General features: G+C 62.6%; 13 protein-coding genes. 10 read left to right on the forward strand and 3 right to left on the reverse strand.

The window, feature by feature from the left end:
* Positions 1-37: 37 nt before the first annotated feature.
* The 3 genes from folD to R1Z03_RS06920 form a co-directional block, all read right to left on the reverse strand.
* Positions 38-889, reverse strand: a complete 852-nt coding sequence (gene folD / locus R1Z03_RS06910; RefSeq protein ID WP_272569139.1) for a bifunctional methylenetetrahydrofolate dehydrogenase/methenyltetrahydrofolate cyclohydrolase FolD — start codon at positions 887-889, stop codon at positions 38-40.
* An 82-nt stretch (positions 890-971) separates the two neighbouring features.
* Entirely contained in the window at positions 972-1,598 is a 627-nt protein-coding gene (locus R1Z03_RS06915) for a response regulator transcription factor (protein WP_092739228.1), read from the reverse strand.
* Positions 1,595-4,153 (reverse strand): PAS domain S-box protein, encoded by a 2,559-nt coding sequence (locus tag R1Z03_RS06920; protein WP_317358050.1) that lies wholly within the window; start codon positions 4,151-4,153, stop codon positions 1,595-1,597. Before R1Z03_RS06920 ends, R1Z03_RS06915 begins: the two co-directional genes overlap by 4 nt.
* A gap of 164 nt (positions 4,154-4,317) precedes the next feature.
* On the opposite strand from R1Z03_RS06920, the gene aceE reads away from it, so the two are divergent.
* The 10 genes from aceE to R1Z03_RS06970 all read left to right on the forward strand — a co-directional run bounded on the left by aceE (position 4,318) and on the right by R1Z03_RS06970 (position 21,511).
* Positions 4,318-7,041 (forward strand): pyruvate dehydrogenase (acetyl-transferring), homodimeric type, encoded by a 2,724-nt coding sequence (gene aceE / locus R1Z03_RS06925; protein WP_317358053.1) that lies wholly within the window; start codon positions 4,318-4,320, stop codon positions 7,039-7,041.
* A 103-nt stretch (positions 7,042-7,144) separates the two neighbouring features.
* Positions 7,145-8,845 carry a dihydrolipoyllysine-residue acetyltransferase gene (aceF, locus tag R1Z03_RS06930; RefSeq protein ID WP_317358056.1) on the forward strand — a complete coding sequence of 567 codons (1,701 nt, stop codon included), beginning with the start codon at positions 7,145-7,147 and terminating at the stop codon, positions 8,843-8,845.
* A gap of 13 nt (positions 8,846-8,858) precedes the next feature.
* Positions 8,859-10,730, forward strand: a complete 1,872-nt coding sequence (gene lpdA / locus R1Z03_RS06935; RefSeq protein WP_317358058.1) for a dihydrolipoyl dehydrogenase — start codon at positions 8,859-8,861, stop codon at positions 10,728-10,730.
* 217 nt (positions 10,731-10,947) lie between these two features.
* Positions 10,948-14,046: a type I restriction endonuclease subunit R gene (locus tag R1Z03_RS06940; RefSeq protein WP_317358061.1), complete on the forward strand. Its 3,099-nt coding sequence runs from the start codon at positions 10,948-10,950 to the stop codon at positions 14,044-14,046.
* Complete coding sequence (locus R1Z03_RS06945; RefSeq protein WP_317358064.1) at positions 14,039-15,292, forward strand: restriction endonuclease subunit S; 1,254 nt, start codon at positions 14,039-14,041, stop codon at positions 15,290-15,292. Before R1Z03_RS06940 ends, R1Z03_RS06945 begins: the two co-directional genes overlap by 8 nt.
* A complete protein-coding gene (locus R1Z03_RS06950) occupies positions 15,289-16,479 on the forward strand; it encodes an anticodon nuclease (RefSeq protein ID WP_317358065.1) in 1,191 nt (396 codons plus the stop codon). The genes R1Z03_RS06945 and R1Z03_RS06950 overlap by 4 nt, the downstream gene beginning before the upstream one ends.
* Complete coding sequence (locus R1Z03_RS06955; protein ID WP_317358067.1) at positions 16,476-17,486, forward strand: virulence RhuM family protein; 1,011 nt, start codon at positions 16,476-16,478, stop codon at positions 17,484-17,486. The genes R1Z03_RS06950 and R1Z03_RS06955 overlap by 4 nt, the downstream gene beginning before the upstream one ends.
* Positions 17,483-19,090 (forward strand): type I restriction-modification system subunit M, encoded by a 1,608-nt coding sequence (locus tag R1Z03_RS06960; RefSeq protein WP_317358069.1) that lies wholly within the window; start codon positions 17,483-17,485, stop codon positions 19,088-19,090. Before R1Z03_RS06955 ends, R1Z03_RS06960 begins: the two co-directional genes overlap by 4 nt.
* Positions 19,091-19,370: 280 nt before the next feature.
* Positions 19,371-20,336 (forward strand): tripartite tricarboxylate transporter substrate binding protein, encoded by a 966-nt coding sequence (locus tag R1Z03_RS06965; protein WP_317358072.1) that lies wholly within the window; start codon positions 19,371-19,373, stop codon positions 20,334-20,336.
* Between the two features lie 224 nt (positions 20,337-20,560).
* Complete coding sequence (locus R1Z03_RS06970) at positions 20,561-21,511, forward strand: class I SAM-dependent methyltransferase (protein WP_317358075.1); 951 nt, start codon at positions 20,561-20,563, stop codon at positions 21,509-21,511.
* Positions 21,512-21,565: the final 54 nt, after the last annotated feature.

Genomic DNA, 21,565 nt, shown 5'->3' on the forward strand with positions numbered 1-21,565 from the left:
TGGGTCAGGTTCAAGCCGGCCGTGGCAGCAAAAATGGTCAGGCGGCTGCGCGCTCCGCGGCTTCGAGCGTGTTGACGAGCAGCATGGTGATGGTCATGGGGCCGACGCCGCCGGGCACGGGCGTGATCCAGCCGGCCACCTCGCTCACGCCGGCGAAGTCCACGTCGCCGCAGAGCTTGCCTTCGTCGTTGCGGTTCATGCCCACGTCGATCACCACCGCGCCGGGCTTGACCATGTCGGCCGTGAGCACGTTGCGCTTGCCCACGGCGGCCACGATCACGTCCGCCTGCAGGGTCTGCGCCTTCAAATCTTGCGTGGCGCTGTGGCACACGGTCACGGTGGCGTTCTTTTGCAGCAGCATGAGCGCCATCGGCTTGCCCACGATGTTGCTGCGGCCGATGACCACCGCATGCTTGCCCTGCAGCGAGTAGCCGATGGATTCGAGCATCTTCATGCAGCCATAGGGCGTGCAGGGCCAGAAACCGGGCATGCCGGTCATGAGCGCGCCGGCGCTGGCGATGTGAAAGCCGTCCACGTCCTTGGCGGGCGAGATCGCCTCGATGACCTTCTGCGCGTCGATGTGCGCGGGCAGCGGCAACTGCACCAGGATGCCGTGGATGGCCGGGTCGTTGTTCAGGGCCTCGACGCGGGCGAGCAGCTCGGCCTCGCTCATCGTGGCATCGTACTTTTCCAGCACCGAATGCAGCCCGCTGTCCTCGCAGGCCTTGACCTTGTTGCGCACGTAGACCTGGCTGGCAGGGTTGTCGCCCACCAGCACCACGGCCAGGCCGGGGACGGTGCCGCGCGCTTTCAGGGCCGCGGCGCGCTGGGCCACTTCGGTGCGCAGTTGGCGGGAGAGGGCGTTGCCGTCGATCAGTTGGGCTGTCATTCGTCGAGAAACTCAGGTTGGCAATGAAAACGGCTGCCTGCCGGCGGTTTGATTGTGCTGGCAGCTATCAAATCAGGAGCAATCAGCCTTTGGGCGCATTCTGGCCGAGGGCGATCTTGAGCAGGTCGGCCACGGTGTTGGCGTTCAGCTTTTCCATGATGTTGGCGCGGTGCGCCTCCACGGTCTTGATGCTGATGCCCAGGTCGTCGGCGATCTGCTTGTTCAGGCGGCCGGCGACGATGCGCTCCAGCACCTGGGCTTCACGGCCGGTGAGCTTGGACAGCAGGGCGTCGCGGCTGGCGGCCTGCTGGTGGCCGGCGAACGATTCGCGCGCCCGGTCGAGCATGCGGTCCACCAGGCCCACGAGCTCTTCCTCGTTGAACGGCTTCTGGATGAAATCGAGCGCGCCTTTCTTCATGGTGTTGACGGCCATGGGCACGTCGCCGTGGCCGGTGATGAAGACGACGGGCAGGGGGGACTTGCGTTCGAGGAGCCGGTCCTGCAGTTCCAGGCCGGTCATGCCGCCCATGCGGATGTCCACGATGAGGCAGGCGACTTCGCGGGGGTCGTAGCGCGAGAGGAAGGATTCCGCCGAATCAAAGCAGCGCACCCGATAGTCCTTGCCTTCCAGCAACCACTGCAGGGAGTCGCGGACGGCTTCGTCGTCATCCACGACGTAGACGGTGCCTTTTTTCGGAATCAAGCTCATGCAGGGGTCCTTGGATGTGATGCGTTTGCTACAGAATTCGTAGTGGCATCCGCAGGCTGCGCCAGCGGAAGCCAGAAGGAGAACCGGCAGCCGGTGACCTCCGGGCCATTGTAGAGGTTCTCCGCCTGCATCCTCCCCTGGTGGGACTCGACGATGCTGCGGCACAGGTTCAGGCCCATGCCCATGCCTTCCTGCTTGGTGGAGAAGAAGGCCTCGAACAGATGCTCCAGCACTTCGGGGGCCAGGCCCTTGCCGGTGTCCTGCACCGTGAACTCGATCACCTCGCGGCCTTCGAGCTGGCGGGGAACGACACGCAGCTCCACGCTGCGCCGGGGCGGCGGGCGCTGGGCGTGCTCGATGGACTCGGCGCCGTTCTTCATCAGGTTGACCAGCACCTGCTCGATCAGGATGGTGTCGGCCATCACCTGGGGCAGCCGCGCCGCCACGTAGTGGGTCAGGCGCACGTTGTGCCGGCGCAGTTCGATGTCGGCCAGCTCGACCGCCTCGCTGACCATGGTGTGGACGTCCGCCAGGGCGCGGTTGGGCTCGCTGCGCTTCACGAAGGCGCGGATGCGCTGGATGATCTGCCCCGCCCGCTGCGCCTGGTGGGCGGTCTTTTGCAGCGCGGACAGCAGCGCCTCTTCGGTGATCTGTCCGCTTTCGATGCGCGAGACCATGCCGCTGCAGTAGTTGCTGATGGCGGTGAGCGGCTGGTTCAGTTCGTGCGCCACGCTGGAGGCCATCTCGCCCATGGTGATGAGCCGGCTGACCGACTGGGCGCGCTCGGCCTGCCGCGCGGCCTGTTCCTCGGCCTGGCGGCGCGGCGTGATGTCGGTGGCAATCACCATCTGGGCCAGTCGTCCGTCCACCCAGTTCAGGTAGCGCGATCGCACTTCGAGCCACTTGCCGAGGTCCGGCAGGTAGATCTCGGCGTTTTCGGACCGGGCGCTGGTGAGCGGGTCGGTGGGCAGGCCCATCAGTCCGTCCTCGTCGTCCATGCCGCGCGCGCTGGCGGTGGTGGAGGGCAGCACGCCCGCCTGCGCGACCAGTTGCAGATGCCCGCCCGTCTGCGAGCCGAACCACTGGCGGTACAGCTTGTTGGCGAACAGCAGTTCCTCGCTGCCCAGCGGCGCGACCGACACCGAGGCATCGAGGGACTCCAGCACGATGGTGAAGCGCTCGTGCGATGCGGACAGCTGCTCGCGCACGCGATTGGGCTCGGTGATGTCGGTCATCGACGTCATCCAGCCGGTCTGATGGCCATGGGCGTCGATCAGGGGCGAGACATACAGGCGCGCGTCGAACAGCGTGCCGCTCTTGCGCTTGACCCGCACCTGGAACCCGCCCAGCGTGACCTTGCCACTCAGCTCGTCGCGCAGCTTGGCGTGCAGCGCCTCGTGGTCGCTCTCGGGCCAATAGGTGTAGGGCGGCGACTGGCCGACCAAATCGGCCTCGTTCCAGCCCGTCATCTGGCAGAACGCGGCGTTCACGTAGGTGATGCGCCCCTGCATGTCCAGGGCGCGCATGCCGGTGAGGATGGAGTTTTCCATCGCCCGGCGGAAGTTGGTTTCGGCCACCAGCGCCTGCTGGGCCTGCATGCGCCGGCGGGTGTGGCGCCAGGTGGCGATCAGCAGCCAGGCCGTCATGGCGCTCAGCGTGCCCACCAGCCAGAACAGCCCGCTGCCCACCACGCCGAGCGAGGTGCGGTAGGCCTGCGCGCGAAGCACGAGGCCGTTGCCCACGGGCGAGACCGGCACCTCGTATTCGTTGGCGCGCGCGGTCCACGGCAGCAGCCCGGAGGCGCTGCGCGGCGTGAGCGCGCTGCCCGCCAGCACCTGGTCGCGCCCATCCAGCATGGTGACGGCGTAGCGCGCCAGCACCTCGGTCGGCGTGCCGTAGCGCAGCAGGCTGTCGATGGAATATTCCGCCAGCACCACGCCGGTGAACTTGCCCTGCGCGGCCAGCGGCACCTGCAGCTGCAGCAGCGGGGCGGTTTCGCCTTCGGTGCCGTTGGGCTGGGCGTACACGGGCTGCTGCAGGTCCCGGGCGAGGCTGAAGGTGTCGGCGGTGTCGCCGTTCTTGAGCACCTCGCCCGCCACGCGCAACTGGCCGCTGGTGACGGTGGGCGCCGCATGGCTGGCGCGGATGCGGCGGCGGTCGTCGATCCAGCTGATGGCCTGCAGTTCAGGGTACTGGCTGATGAGGCCCTCGGCACGCGCCACGAAGTCGGCGCGCTCCAGGTCCTGGTTGGAGAGGTCGCGCGCGATGCGCATGATCTGCTCCTGCCGCTCCAGCAGGCGCAGCCGCACGCGCTGCTGCGCGTATTCCACATCGCGCTTGAGGGCTTCCTGCTCGCGCTCGCCTTCTTCCATGCGCAAATACCAGAACGCCGCCACGATGGCCGCCAGGAACATCAGCACGGCGGCCAGTGGCGCCAGGGCCGCGAAGCGGTCCTGGCGGGTGGGGGAAAGGCTGCGCCACCAGGTGCGCCACCAGCGCACGGGGGCGACCACGGCGGGCCCGGTGGCCGGGGGCGGAGAAGGCGGACGTTCCATGGGCGGAGTGTAGGGGAGCACTGGAGGCCTTCTTCCGGTATGAAAAATGTGCACTTGCAGCAATATTTTGCATTATGAAAATGAAAAGCACAATTTGAAATACCAAAAAAATATGAGACACTCGCCCGAAATTTCCAACGCCAGCACCCATAAAGGAGACAGGCATGTCAGCTCAGACCGACCCCCAGGCCGGAAACCCGGCGTCGTCCACCCCCGACACCGATCAGCAGGAAACCCGTGAGTGGATGGATGCGCTGAGCGCCGTCATCGACAAGGAAGGTGCAGAGCGCGCCCACTTCCTGATCGAGCAACTGCTCGAACATGCCCGCCAAAGCAGCATCGACCTGCCTTTCTCCGCCAACACCGGCTACGTGAACACCCTGGAGTCGAACCAGGAAGCCCGCTGCCCCGGCAACCTTGAAATCGAAGGCCGCCTGCGCGCCTACATGCGCTGGAACGCCATGGCCATGGTCGTCAAGGCCAACCGCCACCATCCGCCCGAAGGCGGCGACCTGGGCGGCCACATTGGCTCGTTCGCCTCGCTGGCCAACATGTTCGGCGCCGGCTTCAACCACTTCTGGCACGCCGAAAGCGAAAACCACGGCGGCGACCTGCTGTACATCCAGGGCCACGTGTCGCCCGGCATCTACGCCCGCGCTTACCTGGAAGGCCGCCTGTCCGAAGAGCAACTGCTCAACTTCCGCCAGGAAGTGGACGGCAAGGGCCTGTCCAGCTACCCGCACCCCAAGCTGATGCCCGAGTTCTGGCAGTTCCCCACGGTGTCGATGGGCCTGGGCCCGCTGATGGCGATCTACCAGGCGCGCTTTCTCAAGTACCTGCATGCCCGCGGCATCGCCAACACCGAAAACCGCAAAGTCTGGGTGTTCTGCGGCGACGGCGAGATGGACGAGGTCGAATCGCTGGGCGCCATCGGCCTGGCCGCGCGCGAGAACCTCGACAACCTGATCTTCGTCATCAACTGCAACCTGCAGCGCCTGGACGGCCCGGTGCGCGGCAACGGCAAGATCATCCAAGAGCTGGAGAGCGAGTTCCGCGGCTCCGGCTGGAACGTCATCAAGCTGCTGTGGGGCAAGGGCTGGGACGACCTGCTGGCGCGCGACAAGGACGGCGCGCTGCGCAAGATCATGATGGAGTGCAACGACGGGGACTATCAGTCGTTCAAGGCCAACGACGGCGCCTACGTGCGCAAGCACTTCTTCGGCCGCGATCCGCGCACGCTGAAGATGGTCGAGCACATGAGCGACGACGAGATCTGGAACCTGCGCCGCGGCGGCCACGATTCGCAGAAGGTCTACGCCGCCTTCCACGCCGCCAACGAGCACAAGGGCCAGCCCACCGTGCTGCTGGTCAAGACCGTCAAGGGATTCGGCATGGGCAAGATCGGCGAGGGCAAGAACACCGTCCACCAGACCAAGAAGCTCGGCGACGAGGACATCAAGGCCTTCCGCGACCGCTTCAACATCCCGATTCCGGACAGCCAGATCGCCGACCTGCCGTTCTACAAGCCGGCCGACGACACCCCCGAGATGAAGTACCTGCACGAGCGCCGCAAGGCCCTCGGCGGCTACCTGCCCAAGCGCCGCGTGAAGGCCGACGAAAGCTTCACCGTGCCCGCGCTGGAAACGTTCAAGGCCATTCTCGAGCCCACGCCCGAAGGCCGCGAAATCTCCACCACGCAAGCCTACGTGCGCTTTCTCACGCAGTTGCTGCGCGACCAGGCCCTGGGCCCGCGAGTGGTGCCCATCCTGGTGGACGAGGCCCGCACGTTCGGCATGGAAGGCCTGTTCCGCCAGATCGGCATCTACAACCCGCACGGTCAGCAGTACACCCCGGTCGACAAGGACCAGGTCATGTACTACAAGGAAGACAAGGCCGGCCAGATCCTGCAGGAAGGCATCAACGAAGCCGGCGGCATGAGCAGCTGGATCGCGGCCGCCACCTCGTACAGCACCAACAACCGCATCATGGTGCCGTTCTATGTGTACTACTCGATGTTCGGCTTCCAGCGCATCGGCGACCTGGCCTGGGCGGCGGGCGACATGCAGGCGCGCGGCTTCCTGCTGGGCGGCACCTCGGGCCGCACCACGCTGAACGGCGAAGGCCTGCAGCACGAAGACGGCCACAGCCACATCCTGGCCGGCACCATCCCCAACTGCGTGAGCTACGACCCGACGTTCGCCCACGAAGTCGCGGTGATCATGCACGACGGCATGAAGCGCATGGTCGAGCGCCAGGAAAACGTCTTCTACTACCTCACGCTGCTGAACGAAAACTACCCGATGCCCGGCCTGCAGCCCGGCACCGAAGAGCAGATCATCAAGGGCATGTACCTGTGCAAGCAGGCGCCGGCCCTCAAGAAGGACGCCCCCACCGTGCAGCTGCTGGGCAGCGGCACCATCCTGCGGGAATCGTTCTTCGCGCAGGAACTGCTGGAAAAGGACTGGGGCGTGGCCGCTTCCGTGTGGAGCTGCCCGAGCTTCAACGAGCTGACCCGCAACGGCCAGGACGCCGACCGCTGGAACCTGCTGCACCCCACCGAAACGCCGCGCGTGCCGTTCGTGGAAGAGCAGCTGTCCAAGACCACCGGCCCGGTCATCGCCTCCACCGACTACATGAAGGCCTACGCCGAGCAGATCCGCCCCTTCATCCCCAAGGGCCGCGCCTACAAGGTGCTGGGCACCGACGGGTTCGGGCGCAGCGACTTCCGCCGCAAGCTGCGCGAGCACTTCGAGATCAACCGCCATTACATCGTCGTGGCGGCGCTCAAGGGCCTGGCGGACGACGGCGTGGTGCCGGCGGCCAAGGTGGCCGAGGCGATCCAGAAGTACGGCATCAACACCGACAAGATCAACCCGCTCTACGCTTGAACACCGATCGGAGACGCACGGTGAACCCCCACGCTCATATTCATTCGCTGCCCTCCAAGGGGGCACATGCCTCCTTTGAGGCGGCTCGGCAGGAGGCATAAACATGGCATTGGTAGATATCCAGGTCCCGGACATCGGGGATTTCGACGAAGTGGGCGTGATCGAGTTGCTGGTCAAGCCCGGCGACACGGTCAAGGCCGAGCAATCACTCATCACGGTGGAATCGGACAAGGCCTCGATGGAAATCCCGTCGAGCCACGCCGGCGTGGTGAAAGAGCTGAAGGTCGCCGTGGGCGACAAGGTCAAGCAGGGCTCGGTCATCGTGGTGGTCGAAGCCGCCGATGGGGCCGCTGCCGAGTCCAAGCCGGCCCCAGCGCAGGCCGAGGCCGGGCAGGGCGCAGCCCGATCGGCCGCACCCGCGCCCGCCCCGGCTGCGGCGCCTGCCGCCGCCCCGGCACCCGCTCCCGCAGCGTCGGGCCCGGTGGAAGTGCACGTGCCCGACATCGGCGACTTCAAGGACGTGGCCGTCATCGAACTGCTCGTCAAGGTGGGCGACACGGTCAAGGCCGAGCAGTCGCTGTTCACCGTCGAATCCGACAAGGCCTCGATGGAAATCCCGTCGCCCGCGGCCGGTGTGATCAAGGAACTCAAGGTCAAGATCGGCGACAAGCTCAATGTGGGCGATCTCGTGGCGATCATGGAAGGCGCCGCAGGTGCAGCCCCAGCGGCGGCGGCCCCTGCGCCTGCTGCTGCGGCCCCCGCACCGCAGGCCGAGCCGAAAGCATCGGCCGCCGAAGAGGCTGTGCCCCAGGCCAGCGCCAAGCCGGCTGCAGCGCCCGCGCCGCACGCCCCGGGCGCCGCGCCCGTCGGCCTGCCGCACGCCAGCCCCTCGGTGCGCAAGTTCGCCCGCGAACTCGGCGTGCCGCTCGAAGAGCTCAAGGGTTCCGGCCCCAAGGGACGCATCACGCAGGATGACGTGCAGGCCTTCACCAAGCAGGTGATGAGCGGCGCCACCCAGACCAAGGCCCAGGCCGCCAAGGCCCCGGCCGGTGGTGGCGGCTCCGGTGCCGGGCTGGACCTGCTGCCCTGGCCGAAGGTGGACTTCGCCAAGTTCGGCACGGTCGAGCGCAAGGACCTGTCGCGCATCAAGAAGATCAGCGGCGCCAACCTCCACCGCAACTGGGTGATGATTCCCCACGTCACCAACAACGACGAGGCCGACATCACCGAGCTGGAAGCCTTCCGCGTCTCCACCAACAAGGAGAACGAGAAGTCCGGTGTGAAGGTGACCATGCTCGCCTTCGTCATCAAGGCCGTGGTGGCCGCGCTCAAGAAATTCCCCGAGTTCAACACCAGCCTGGACGGCGACACGCTCGTCTACAAGCAGTACTACCACGTCGGCTTCGCGGCGGACACGCCCAACGGCCTCGTGGTGCCGGTGCTGAAGGATGCCGACAAGAAGGGCATCCTCCAGATCAGCCAGGAAATGGGCGAACTGGCCAAGAAGGCCCGCGACGGCAAACTCGGCGCAGCCGACATGCAGGGTGGCTGCATGTCGATCAGCTCGCTGGGCGGCATCGGCGGCACGCACTTCACGCCCATCATCAACGCACCCGAAGTGGCCATCCTCGGCCTCTCCAAGGGTCAGATGAAGCCGGTGTGGGACGGCAAGGCCTTCGTGCCGCGCCTGGTGCTGCCGCTGTCGCTGTCGTACGACCACCGCGTGATCGACGGCGCCAGCGCCGCGCGCTTCAACGCCTACCTCGGCCAAGTGCTGGCGGACTACCGCCGCATCCTGCTGTAAAGGAGCATCCCCTATGGCAGTGATCGACATCAAGGTGCCCGACATCGGCGACTTCGCCGAAGTGGGCGTGATCGAGTTGCTGGTGAAGCCCGGCGACACCATCCAGGCCGAGCAGAGCCTCATCACCGTGGAATCCGACAAGGCATCGATGGAAATCCCGTCGAGCCATGCCGGCGTGGTGAAGGAGCTCAAGGTCAAGATCGGCGACAAGGTCGCGGAAGGCTCCGTGCTGCTCACGCTGGAGGCGTCCGACGCCGCCAGCGCGCCGGCCGCGGCGCCCGCACCTGCAGCGGCGCCTGCGGCAGCTTCCGAGCCAAAACAGGCTCCAGCACAATCAACACCAGGGCATGCTGCTACAAAAAGCGTAGCAACTGCTCCGGCGGCCAGCTACGGCGGCACGGTCGACCTGGATTGCGACGTGCTCGTGCTGGGCGGTGGCCCCGGCGGCTACAGCGCCGCGTTCCGTGCGGCCGACCTGGGCCTCAAGGTGATCGTGGTTGAGCGCTACGCCACCCTGGGCGGTGTCTGCCTCAACGTGGGCTGCATCCCGTCGAAGGCGCTGCTGCACGTGGCGGCGGTGATCGACGAGGTCAGCCACCTGAAGGCGGCGGGCATCGATTTCGGTGCGCCCAAGGTGGACATCGACACGCTGCGCGGCCACAAGGAAAAGGTCATCGGCAAGCTGACGGGCGGCCTCGCGGCCATGGCCAAGATGCGCAAGGTGACCACCGTGCGCGGCGTGGGCCAGTTCGTGGGTGCGAACCACCTCGAAGTGGAAGAGACTACGGGCGCCACGGGCCAGGAGAAGACGGGCAGCAAGAAGGTCATCGCCTTCAAGAACGCCGTCATCGCCGCCGGCTCGCAGGCCGTGCACCTGCCGTTCATGCCCAAGGACCCGCGCGTGGTGGACTCCACCGGCGCGCTGGAACTCAAGGCGGTTCCCAAGCGCATGCTCATCCTGGGCGGCGGCATCATCGGCCTGGAAATGGGCACGGTGTACAGCACGCTCGGCGCGCGCCTGGATGTGGTCGAGATGATGGACGGACTGATGCAGGGCGCCGACCGCGACCTCGTCAAGATCTGGCAGAAGATGAACGCCAAGCGCTTCGACAACATCATGCTCAACACCAAGACGGTGGGCGCCGAAGCCACGCCCGAGGGCATCAAGGTGACGTTCGCCGCGGCGCAAGAGGGCGGCACCGCGCCGGAACCCCAGGTGTACGACCTGGTGCTGCAGGCCGTGGGCCGCACGCCCAACGGCAAGAAGATCGGCGCCGACAAGGCCGGCGTGGCCGTCACCGACCGCGGCTTCATCGACGTGGACATCCAGATGCGCACCAACGTGCCGCACATCTTCGCCATCGGTGACATCGTGGGCCAGCCCATGCTGGCGCACAAGGCGGTGCATGAGGCGCACGTGGCGGCGGAAGTCATCGCCGGCGAACTGCAGGGCAACAAGGAGCTGGCCGCCGCCGCCTTCAACGCCCGCGTGATCCCGAGCGTGGCCTACACCGACCCCGAAGTGGCGTGGGTGGGCCTGACCGAAGACCAGGCCAAGGCGCAAGGCATCAAGGTCAAGAAGGGCCTGTTCCCCTGGACAGCCTCTGGCCGTGCCATCGCCAACGGCCGCGACGAAGGCGTGACCAAGCTGCTGTTCGACGATTCGCCCGAGGCCCATGGCCACGGCCGCATCCTGGGCGGCGGCATGGTCGGCACGCATGCCGGCGACATGATCGGCGAGATCGCCCTGGCGATCGAGATGGGCGCCGATGCGGTGGACATCGGCAAGACGATCCACCCGCACCCCACGCTGGGCGAGAGCATCGGCATGGCGGCGGAGATTGCGCACGGTTCGTGCACGGACGTTCCGCCGCAGAAGAAGTAAGCCCAACCGAGCCGATGGGCTGCTGAAAACGCTACGGATTCAGTAGCTGGCCGCGCAGATTCCGTAAGGGCTGCGCGGCTTTTTGTTTATAAAATTTCCGCTTTTCCGGCAAAGCCGGAAAATCAGAAAGCGGGCCCCAGGCCAACCCGGCACAATCGCAGGCGCATTGAAACCGCAGGGCCCGCGCCAGCCCGGCTGACACGTCTATCGCCTCACCATGCCTCCAACCCCCCCCAGCTACGTCCCGGCACCCGTCACGCCAAGCCCCGCCGTCAAAGAGGAGCAGATTGAATACGGCTTCATCGGCAAGCTCCAGGGCCTCAAGTACGAATACCGCCCCGACATCCGCGACCGTGCCGCACTGGAGCGCAACTTTCGCGAGAAGTTCGAGGCCCTGAACCGCGTGCACCTGACCGATGGCGAATTTGCCCGCCTGCTGGACGAAATTGTCACCCCTGACGTATTCACCGCCGCAAAAACCCTGCGCAGCATCAACGCCTTCACCCGCGAAGACGGCACGCCGCTGAACTACACCCTGGTTAACCTCAAAGACTGGTGCAAGAACACCTTCGAGGTGGTCAACCAGCTGCGCATCAACACCGACAACAGCCACCACCGGTATGACGTGCTCATCCTCATCAACGGCGTGCCGTGCGTGCAGGTGGAGCTGAAAACGCTCACCATCAACCCCCGCCGGGCCATGGAGCAAATCGTTGACTACAAAAACGACCCCGGCAACGGCTACACCAAAACGCTGCTGAGCTTTTTGCAGCTCTTCATCGTCAGCAACCGCACCAACACCTACTACTTCGCCAACAACAACGCCCGGCACTTTGCGTTCAATGCGGACGAGCGGTTTTTGCCCATCTACCAGTTTGCGGACGAACTCAACAAAAAGATCACCCAGCTCGACGAGTTTGCCGACAAGTTCCTGGGTAAATGCACCCTGGGCCAAACCATCAGCCGCTACATGGTGCTGGTGGCGTCAGAGCAAAAGCTGTTGATGATGCGGCCTTACCAGATCTACGCCGTCAAACGTATCGTCGAGTGCATTGCCCAAAACAACGGCAACGGCTACATCTGGCACACCACGGGCAGCGGCAAGACGCTCACGTCCTTCAAAGCGTCCACCCTGCTCAAAGACAACCCCGATGTGGAGAAATGCCTCTTTGTGGTGGACCGCAAAGACCTGGACCGCCAGACCCGCGAGGAATTCAACCGCTTTCAAGAAGGCTGCGTAGAAGAAAACACCAACACCGCCACCCTGGTGCGCCGCCTGCTGTCTGACGACTATGCCGACAAGGTCATCGTCACCACCATCCAAAAGCTGGGCCTGGCGCTGGACGAAAACAGCAAGCGCAACAAGCAGCAAAAGAAGGACGGCAAGGCCACCTACAAAGAACAATTGGCACCGCTGGCCAACAAGCGCATCGTCTTCATCTTTGACGAATGCCACCGCTCGCAGTTTGGCGACAACCACCAGGCCATCAAAGAATTCTTCCCCAAGGCGCAACTGTTTGGCTTTACCGGGACGCCCATTTTTGAGGCCAACTCCAGCCGCACGCAGATTGAGGACGAGCAGGCCTCCATGAAGACCACGGAAGACCTGTTCCAAAAACAACTGCACGCCTACACCATCACCCACGCCATTGAAGACGCCAACGTGTTGCGCTTCCACGTGGACTACTACAAGCCCGAGGGTAAAAACCCACCCAAGCCCGGCGAGGCCCTGGCCAAAAAGGCAGTCATCGAGGCCATTTTGGCCAAGCACGACACTGCCACCGCCCACCGCCGCTTCAACGCCGTGCTGGCCACCGCCAGCATCAACGACGCTATTGAATACCACCGCCTGTTTGACGAAATTCAGCAAACCAAGCAAGCGGCAGACCCCGCCTTTGTGCCGCTTAACATCGCTTGCGTGTTCTCGCCCCCGGCAGAGGGCGATGCCGATGTGCGGCAGATTCAAGAAGACCTGCCCCAAGAAAAAGAAGACAACCGGGTGGACCCCGAGGGCAAAAAAGCCGCCCTCAAAGCCATCCTGGCAAGCTACAACGTCCGCTACGGCACCAACCATTCCATCAGCGAGTTCGACCTGTACTACCAGGGCGTACAAAAGCGCATCAAAGACCACCAGTGGCCTGACGCAGACTTACGCAAGGCTTATCCGGCAGCCCCGCACCACAAAATCGACATCACCATCGTGGTGGACATGCTGCTCACCGGGTTTGACAGCAAATACCTCAACACCCTGTATGTGGACAAAAACCTCAAGCACCACGGCTTGATACAAGCGTTTTCGCGCACCAACCGCGTGCTCAACGGCACCAAGCCCTACGGCAACATCCTCGACTTTCGCCAACAGCAAGCCAATGTGGACGCCGCCATTGCCCTGTTCTCGGGCGAAAAGACGGGCGAGCAAGCGCGCGAGATCTGGCTGGTAGACAAGGCCCCTGTCGTCATCCAAAAGCTCGACGCCGCCGTGCAAAAGCTGGCCGACTTCATGCAAAGCCAGGGCCTGGCCTGCACCCCCGAGGCCGTACACAGCTTGAAGGGCGACGACGCCCGCGCCGCCTTCATTCAAAACTTCAAAGAAGTGCAGCGCCTGAAAACCCAGCTCGACCAATACACCGACCTGACGGAGGACAACGCCACCGCCATCGAACACATCCTGCCCGCCGAGCAGTTGCAAGCCTTTCGCGGTGCTTACCTCGAAACCGCCCAGCGCCTCAAAGCGCAACAAACCCAGCACGACAAAGGCAGCGAAGGGCAGGGCGGCGCAGCAACCGATGCGGTGGACCAGCTCGACTTTGAATTTGTGCTGTTTGCCAGCAGCGTGATCGACTACGACTACATCATGGGCCTCATGTCGCGCTTCTCACAGCAGGGGCTGCAGGGCGGCGGCAAACAAAAGATGACCAAGGACGAGCTGCTGGGCTTGATCTTGTCTGACGCCAAATTCATGAACGAGCGCGAAGACATCGCCGCCTACATCCACACCCTGAAGGCGGGCGAGGGCCTGAGCGAGGCCGCCATCCGCGAGGGCTACACCCAGTTCAAGAAGGAAAAAGACAGCGCCGAGCTTTCCGACATTGCCACTCGCCACCAACTGGCCCCCGCTGCGCTGCAAACCTTTGTGGACGGCATCTTGCAGCGCATGATTTTTGATGGCGAGGCGCTTAGTGATCTGATGGCCCCGCTGGACTTGGGCTGGAAGGCCAGGGCGCAGGCAGAAACGGCGTTGATGAAAGAGCTGGTGCCGCTGCTGCAAAAGCGTGCGCAAGGGCGGGATATTTCGGGGTTGAGCGCGTATGAGTAATACGGATAAGTCGGGGCTGGTGCCTAATCTGCGGTTTCCTGAGTTTTTAACGGCTGAGGGGTGGCAGGTAGCGCCTCTGAGTCAATTGGCAACGCGCACCAAGAAGAAAAATCGCGATCAAACTATTACCCGCGTATTAACCAACTCAGCCGAGTTTGGCGTGGTAGACCAGAGGGACTTTTTCGACAAAGACATTGCTACGCAAGGAAATCTCGAAAGCTATTTCGTCGTTGACCTCGGGAGTTATGTTTACAACCCTCGCATTTCTGCAACGGCACCCGTCGGCCCGATTTCGAAAAATAAAGTCGGAACAGGCGTCATGTCGCCGTTGTATACCGTCTTCAAGTTCGAGAACGATAGCAACGAGTTTTATGAGCATTACTTTAAGACGACAGGCTGGCACACCTATATGCGGCAGGCATCCAGTACAGGCGCACGGCATGATCGAATGGCCATTTCAAGTGATGACTTCATGGCAATGCCTTTGCCAGTGTCGTCGCCCGCTGAGCAACAAAAAATCGCCAACTGCCTGAGTTCCTTGGACGAACTGATCGCCGCGCAAGCCCGCAAAGTGGACGCGCTCAAGACCCATAAAAAAGGGCTGATGCAGCAGCTTTTCCCCCGCGAAGGCGAAACCCAACCGCGTCTGCGGTTTCCTGAATTCAATAACTCAGGATCATGGACGGAGCGTTTGTTGGGAGGCTGCCTTGAGGAGTACCGAGAGAAGTCAACTAAGCAAGATGAATACGAGGTTATGACATCGGCTCGAAGTGGATTAGTGAGACAGCGCGACTATTATGACAACGACCGAATAACTGAGCGCGACAATATTGGATTTAACGTTTTGCCGCCAAGCTACATAACTTATCGAAGTAGAAGCGATGATCGTCAATTCTACTTTAATGAAAACAATTTGGGGATAACCGGAATTGTTAGTGTCTACTACCCAGTATTTCGAATAATTAATGGTTCGAACAGGTATTTCATTGAGCTATTGTCTGCATTCTCTAGGGTCGTTGGAAAATATAGTGTGGGAACTTCGCAAACGGTTCTTTCGCTCAATCAGCTTGGAAAGATAAGACTTCCGTTTCCGCCGACGGTAGAAGAACAACAGAGCATTGCCGACTGCCTCACTTCAGTCGAAACCCTCATCACCGCCGCCACCCAAGAACTAGAAACCCTCAAAACCCACAAGAAAGGGCTGATGCAGCAGCTTTTCCCTTCGCCAGAGGCGCTTGAGGCATGAGCGAGAAACCTAAGATCTATCGCGTCACCAGTCTGAGAGGGCTTGCAACTCGGTTGCGAGATGACCTCAGCAGCGGCAATCAAGATTTTGTGCTGCTCTATGCTTACAACGGCACGGGTAAAACCCGGCTGTCCATGGAATTCAAGGACGCTGGCAAGCGCAAAAACAAGGGTCAGCCTGACACCTTGTATTTCAATGCCTTTACTGAAGACTTGTTTTCTTGGGATAACGATCTGGAGGAAGGCAAAGAGCGGCGGCTGCACATCAATGCGGATTCAAAATTCTTCAAGGGACTGAAGGATTTGGCGCTGGATGAGCGAATTGGTTACTACTTGGGCCGCTACGCCGATTTTCTTTTTGATATTGATTACGACCAGTGGACGATCAGCTTTCGCAAAGGTGAAAATGCTCGCCACATCAAGGTTTCGCGCGGCGAGGAAAATATCTTCATCTGGTGCCTGTTCATGGCCATTTGCGAGCGGGTGATTGATGGGCTGGAAACCTATGCGTGGGTCAAATACCTCTACATTGACGACCCCATTACTTCGCTGGACGACAACAACGCCATCGCTGTAGCCAGCGATTTGGCCAAGCTGCTGCGCAAGGCCAAAGGTAGAACCCGACCAGAGGCTGTGGTGGCTGATGGGCCTGGGGGTGCGGAGAACGCGCCACGCTTGGTGCCTGCGCCCATCAAGGCCGTGGTGTCATCCCACCATGCGCTGTTCTTCAATGTGGTGTGCAACGAACTAAAGAAGGGCACACACAAAAAATACCTGTTGCAGCGGCCTGAACGTGGCACGGTGTACACGCTGCGCGCGACAGACGACACGCCGTTTTTCCATCATGTTTCCATGTTGGCCGAACTGCAAAAGGCTGCGCAAAGCGGCAAGCTCTACACCTACCACTTCAATATGCTGCGCAGCATATTGGAGAAAACGGCGACCTTTTTTGGTCGGGATGATTTTTCGGCCTGTATCCATGGGCTGGACGATGCGGATTTGTTCTCCCGTGCGCTCAATTTGCTCAGCCATGGCAAGTACGACATTTACCAGCCTTCGGAGATGGTGGACGACAACAAGAAGCTGTTCAAAGAAATTCTTCAGGCATTTTTGGGGCGCTATGAGTTCGCGTTACCAGAGATGTTTGGACAGCCTGAACAAAGAGCTGTTGTGCCCCAGACGCCATGAATAATTTGATTCTTTACACCACCGACGACGGCAAGAGCCAAATCCAACTGCGGGCTGACCTAGGTACGGTTTGGCTCACCCAGTTAGAGATGGCCGAGCTGTTTGACGCCACCAAGCAGAACATCTCGCTGCACCTCAAAAACATCATTGAGGACGGCGAATTGGACGCGGCGGCAACTATCAAGGAATCCTTGACAGTTCAAACCGAGGGTACGCGCCAGGTGCAGCGGCCTGTCACGCTCTACAACCTCGACGCCATCCTGGCCGTGGGCTACCGCGTGCGCTCGCCGCGTGGCGTGCAGTTCCGCCGCTGGGCGTCCACGGTGCTCAAGGAGTATCTGGTCAAGGGCTTTGTGCTGGACGACGAGCGGCTGAAGAACCCCGACGGCCGCCCGGACTACTTTGACGAGATGCTGGCGCGCATCCGGGACATTCGGGCCTCGGAAAAGCGCTTTTACCAAAAGGTGCGCGACCTGTTTGCCTTGGCGGCGGACTACGACAAGACGGATGAAGCCACGCAGACCTTTTTTGCGACGGTGCAAAACCTGCTGCTGTATGCGGTGACGCAAAAGACGGCGGCAGAACTCATCGTGAACCGCGCCAACCCTGCCGACCCGCATTTCGGCCTGCTGACCTGGAAGGGCACCCAAGTGCGCAAGCAGGACATTGTGGTGGCCAAAAACTACCTGACCGAAGACGAGGTGGACACCCTGAACCGGCTGGTGGTGATCTTCTTGGAAACGGCAGAGCTGCGCGCAAAGCGGCAAACCATCACCAGCATGGGCTTTTGGCGCGAGAACGTGGGGCAGATCATTGTGTCCAACGGGTTCCCGCTGCTCAGCGGGGCGGGCACCGTCAGCCACGCCCGCATGGAGCAAAAGCTGGAGCCGCTGTATCTGGACTTTGACCAGCGCCGCAAGGCGGAAGACGCCCGTGCCGCCGATGCGCAGGATGAAGCCGAACTAAAGGCGTTGGAAAACACCATCAAAAATCGCCCTAAAAAATGACTGAACAAAACCAAACCAAGCTGGGCAAAACGCTGTGGGCGATTGCCGACCAACTGCGCGGCGCCATGGACGCGGATGACTTCCGCGATTACATGCTGTCGTTCCTGTTTCTGCGCTATCTGTCGGACAACTACGAGGCTGCAGCCAAGAAGGAGCTGAGCAGCGACTACCCCGCACAGATCGACAGCTCGGTATCGACCCCCTTGCAGCTTTGGTACGAAGGCAATCTGGATGATGTGCCCGAGTTTGAAAAGCAGATGCGCCGCAAGGTGCACTACGTGATTGAGCCGCAGCATCTGTGGAGCAGCATTGCCAACATGGCGCGCACGCAAGACGCCGAGTTACTTCACACCTTGCAGGCGGGATTCAAATACATCGAGACCGAATCGTTTCAGAGCACGTTTCAGGGCTTGTTCTCCGAAATCGACTTGGCCTCGCCCAAGCTGGGCAAGAACTACACGGAGCGCAATGCCAAGCTGTGCGCCATCATCCACAAGATCGCCGATGGGCTGGCAGAGTTCTCCAGGGAGATGGACGCGCTGGGCGACGCCTATGAGTACCTGATTGGCCAGTTTGCGGCGGGCTCGGGCAAGAAGGCGGGCGAGTTTTATACGCCGCAGCAAATCTCGGACATCCTCTCCACCATCGTGACGCTGGACAGCCAAGAGCCCAAGACAGGCGTGAAACAGCGGCTGGAAAGCGTGATGGACTTTGCCTGTGGCTCGGGCTCGCTGCTTTTGAACGTGCGCAAGCGCATGGGGCCGCATGGCATTGGCAAGATTTACGGCCAAGAGAAGAACATCACCACCTACAACTTGGCGCGCATGAACATGCTGCTGCACGGGGTGAAGGACACGGAGTTCGAGATCTACCACGGCGACACGCTAGTCAACGACTGGGACATGCTGCGCGAGCTGAACCCGGCCAAAAATCCTGCGTTTGATGCCATCGTGGCTAACCCGCCCTTCAGCTATCGCTGGGAACCCAATGAGGCAATGGCGGACGATGTGCGTTTTAAAAGCCACGGTCTCGCCCCCAAGTCGGCGGCGGACTTTGCCTTTTTGCTGCACGGCTTTCACTTTCTGAAAGACGAAGGCGTGATGGCCATCATCCTGCCGCACGGGGTGCTGTTCCGCGGCGGGGCAGAGGAGCGCATTCGCACCAAGCTGCTGAAGGACGGGCATATTGATACGGTGATTGGTTTGCCATCGAACCTGTTCTATTCCACCGGCATCCCCGTGTGCATCCTGGTGCTGAAGAAGTGCAAGAAGTATGACGATGTGCTGTTCATCAATGCTGCCGAGCACTTCGCCAAGGGTAAGCGCCAGAACCAGCTGACGGATGAGCACATTGCCAAGATCATCAAGACTTACCAGTACCGCGAGGAAGAGCAGCGCTATGCGCGCCGGGTGGAGATGGCCGAGATCGAGAAGAACGATTTCAACCTGAACATCTCGCGCTACATCAGCACGGCGGTGGGCGAGGCGGAGATCGATCTGGCGGCCACGCACGCCCAATTGGTGGAGATTGAAAAATCTATCGCCGAAGCGAAACAAAAGCACAACGCTTTTCTGAAAGAGTTGGGCCTCAGCCCATTGCCATAGGCAGGACCGCGTAACTTGGCTCCAGCCGCACCATCGCCAACGGCCGCGACGAAGGCCTGATCAAGCGAGGTGAATCCGGCGCCGCCGCCGCGCCTGCATCCGGCAAGGCAGCTTCGGCTGCCTTTTTTCATGGGCCGGAAGGTCGGGATTCGCTGGGACGCAGGCGCCGAGGGGCCGCCAGCGGCGGCCTATCATGGGTCGAAGTTCGGGCCAGGCGCAACAATGCACTTGCCGCCACGCGCTGCGATGGACTCGAATCCACCACAGGAGACATTTCCCCATGCGATTGAAATTCTGCGCGCCGGCCGTTCTGCTGGCGCTGTCCAGCGCCGCCATGGCGGCTTGGCCCGAAAAGCCCATCACCCTGGTCGTGCCCTTCCCACCCGGCCAGGCGACCGACATCTTCGCCCGGGCGCTGGCCGAGAAACTGGGCACCCGCCTGGGGCAGCCGCTGGTGGTGGACAACAAGGCCGGCGCGGGCAGCAACATCGGCACCGAGCAGGTGGTGCGCGCCAAAGCGGACGGCTACACGCTGGTGATGGCCGGCAGCGCGATGGCTGTGAACCAGACGCTGTACCGCAAGGTCAACTTCGATCCGCGCAAGGATCTGCAGGGCATCAGCCTCGTCGCCAAGGTGCCGCTGGTGTTCCTGGCGCACCCCCAGTCCGGCATCAAGACCATGAAAGACTTGGTGGACAAGGCCCGGGCCGAGCCGGGCAAGCTGAGCTATGCCAGCGCGGGCATCGGCGGTACGCAGCACCTGAGCGGGGAAATGGTCAAGGCGCGTGCCAGGATCGAGATCGAACACATTCCCTACAAGGGCAGCGGGCCGGCGCAGGCCGATTTCATCGGCGGGCAGGTGCCCTTGATGGTGGATTCGGTGACGGCGGGCCTGGCCAACATCCAGGCGGGCAAGGCCGTTGCGCTGGGTGTCACCTCTGCCACGCGCTCCAGCCAGTTGCCAAACGTGCCAGCGATCGCCGAAACCGGCCTGCCGGAGTTCAAGGGCTTCGAAGCCGTGGGCTGGCTGGGCCTGATGGCACCGAAGGGCACGCCGCGTGCCATCGTGGACCGCTTGAACCACGAGGTGGTGGACATCCTCTCCAGCGCCGAGATGCAGAAGTTCATCCGCGACCGCGGCTCCGAGCCGTCGCCCAGCACGCCCGAGGCCATGGACCAGTTCGTCGCCCGCGAAATCGTGGAGTGGGGCAAGGCCGTGAAGCAATCCGGCGCGTCGGTGGACTGATCCGGTGCGCTCGCGGGGCGGGCCGGGCAAGGGATGGCCAGGGTGAAAGCGTGAGCAGGCGGCCCTGCGCTTCGGAGTGGCGGCAGTTCGTTGGCGCACCGGCCCGCGAACGCGATGGGTGGGCACGCCAGGGATGGCGGTTGCTATGGAATTGGTAGCTGGTGGGTTCGGGTCGGCAAGTGGCGGAGGGCTTTTCGCCCTGGTTTCTTTGCCACAATCGCACCATGCAACCCTTGCTTGACGCCATCGCCACGATGGCCCTCCCCACGGACGCCCAGCGCATCTTCCACGGACGCGGCGGCCGGTTTCCCGGCTGCGAACATTGGTCGCTGGATGCCTACCCGCCGGTCTTCGTGCTCACCAGCTTCCAGCCCGTGGCCGAAGAAGACCTCGCCACCATCGGCGCCGCATTGCAAAGCCGATGGGAGGCGATCGCGCCGGGCGAGCCGCTGAACTGGGTGTTCCAGTGCCGCCACGAGCCACTGCGGTTGCAGGGCCGCGCAGAAACCAAGCTGATGGCAGGCGCCGTTCCGGACCCGCATGTGGTCACGGAGCAGGGCGCGCGCTTTCGCGTGCACGTGCTCAAGGGGCAGAACCACGGCCTGTTCCTGGACATGGCGGAAGGCCGGCGCTGGGTTCGGCAATGCGTCGCAGCGCACCAGGCACGCGAACCGCGCGGTGCCAAGGTGCTGAACCTGTTCGCCTACACCTGCGCGTTTTCGGTGGTGGCACTGCAGGCGGGCGCCCGGCAGGTGGTGAACGTGGACATGAGCCACGGCGCCATCGCCATCGGGCAGCAGAACCACCAGCTCAATGGACTGACCACGGGCGCAGGCTTTCTGGCCCATGACATCTTCAGTACCTGGGGCAAGATCACGCGCGGCGGCCCCTACGGCCTGGTGATCGTGGACCCGCCCAGCTACCAGAAGGGCAGCTTCGTCGCCACCAAGGACTACGCGCGGCTCATGCGGCGGCTGCCGGACCTGCTGGCGCCGGGCGGGCACGCGCTGCTGTGCCTGAATGCGCCGGAGCTGGGCCTGGATTTCCTGAAAGGGCAGATGCAGGCGCTGGCGCCGGACTTGGCGTTGGTGGAGCGGTTGGCCAACCCCGAGGTGTTCGCGGACGTGCAGGCGGAGCGGGCCCTGAAGGTGCTGGTGTACAAAGCGCCGGATTGATGCCCGGTAGAGGGCCCATGCTTCTGCGCGGGTGGCCGAATCGCCTCGTGGGCG

Origin of the sequence: Acidovorax sp. BLS4 (assembly GCF_032929295.1) — a bacterium.
GTDB lineage: Bacteria > Pseudomonadota > Gammaproteobacteria > Burkholderiales > Burkholderiaceae_C > Paracidovorax.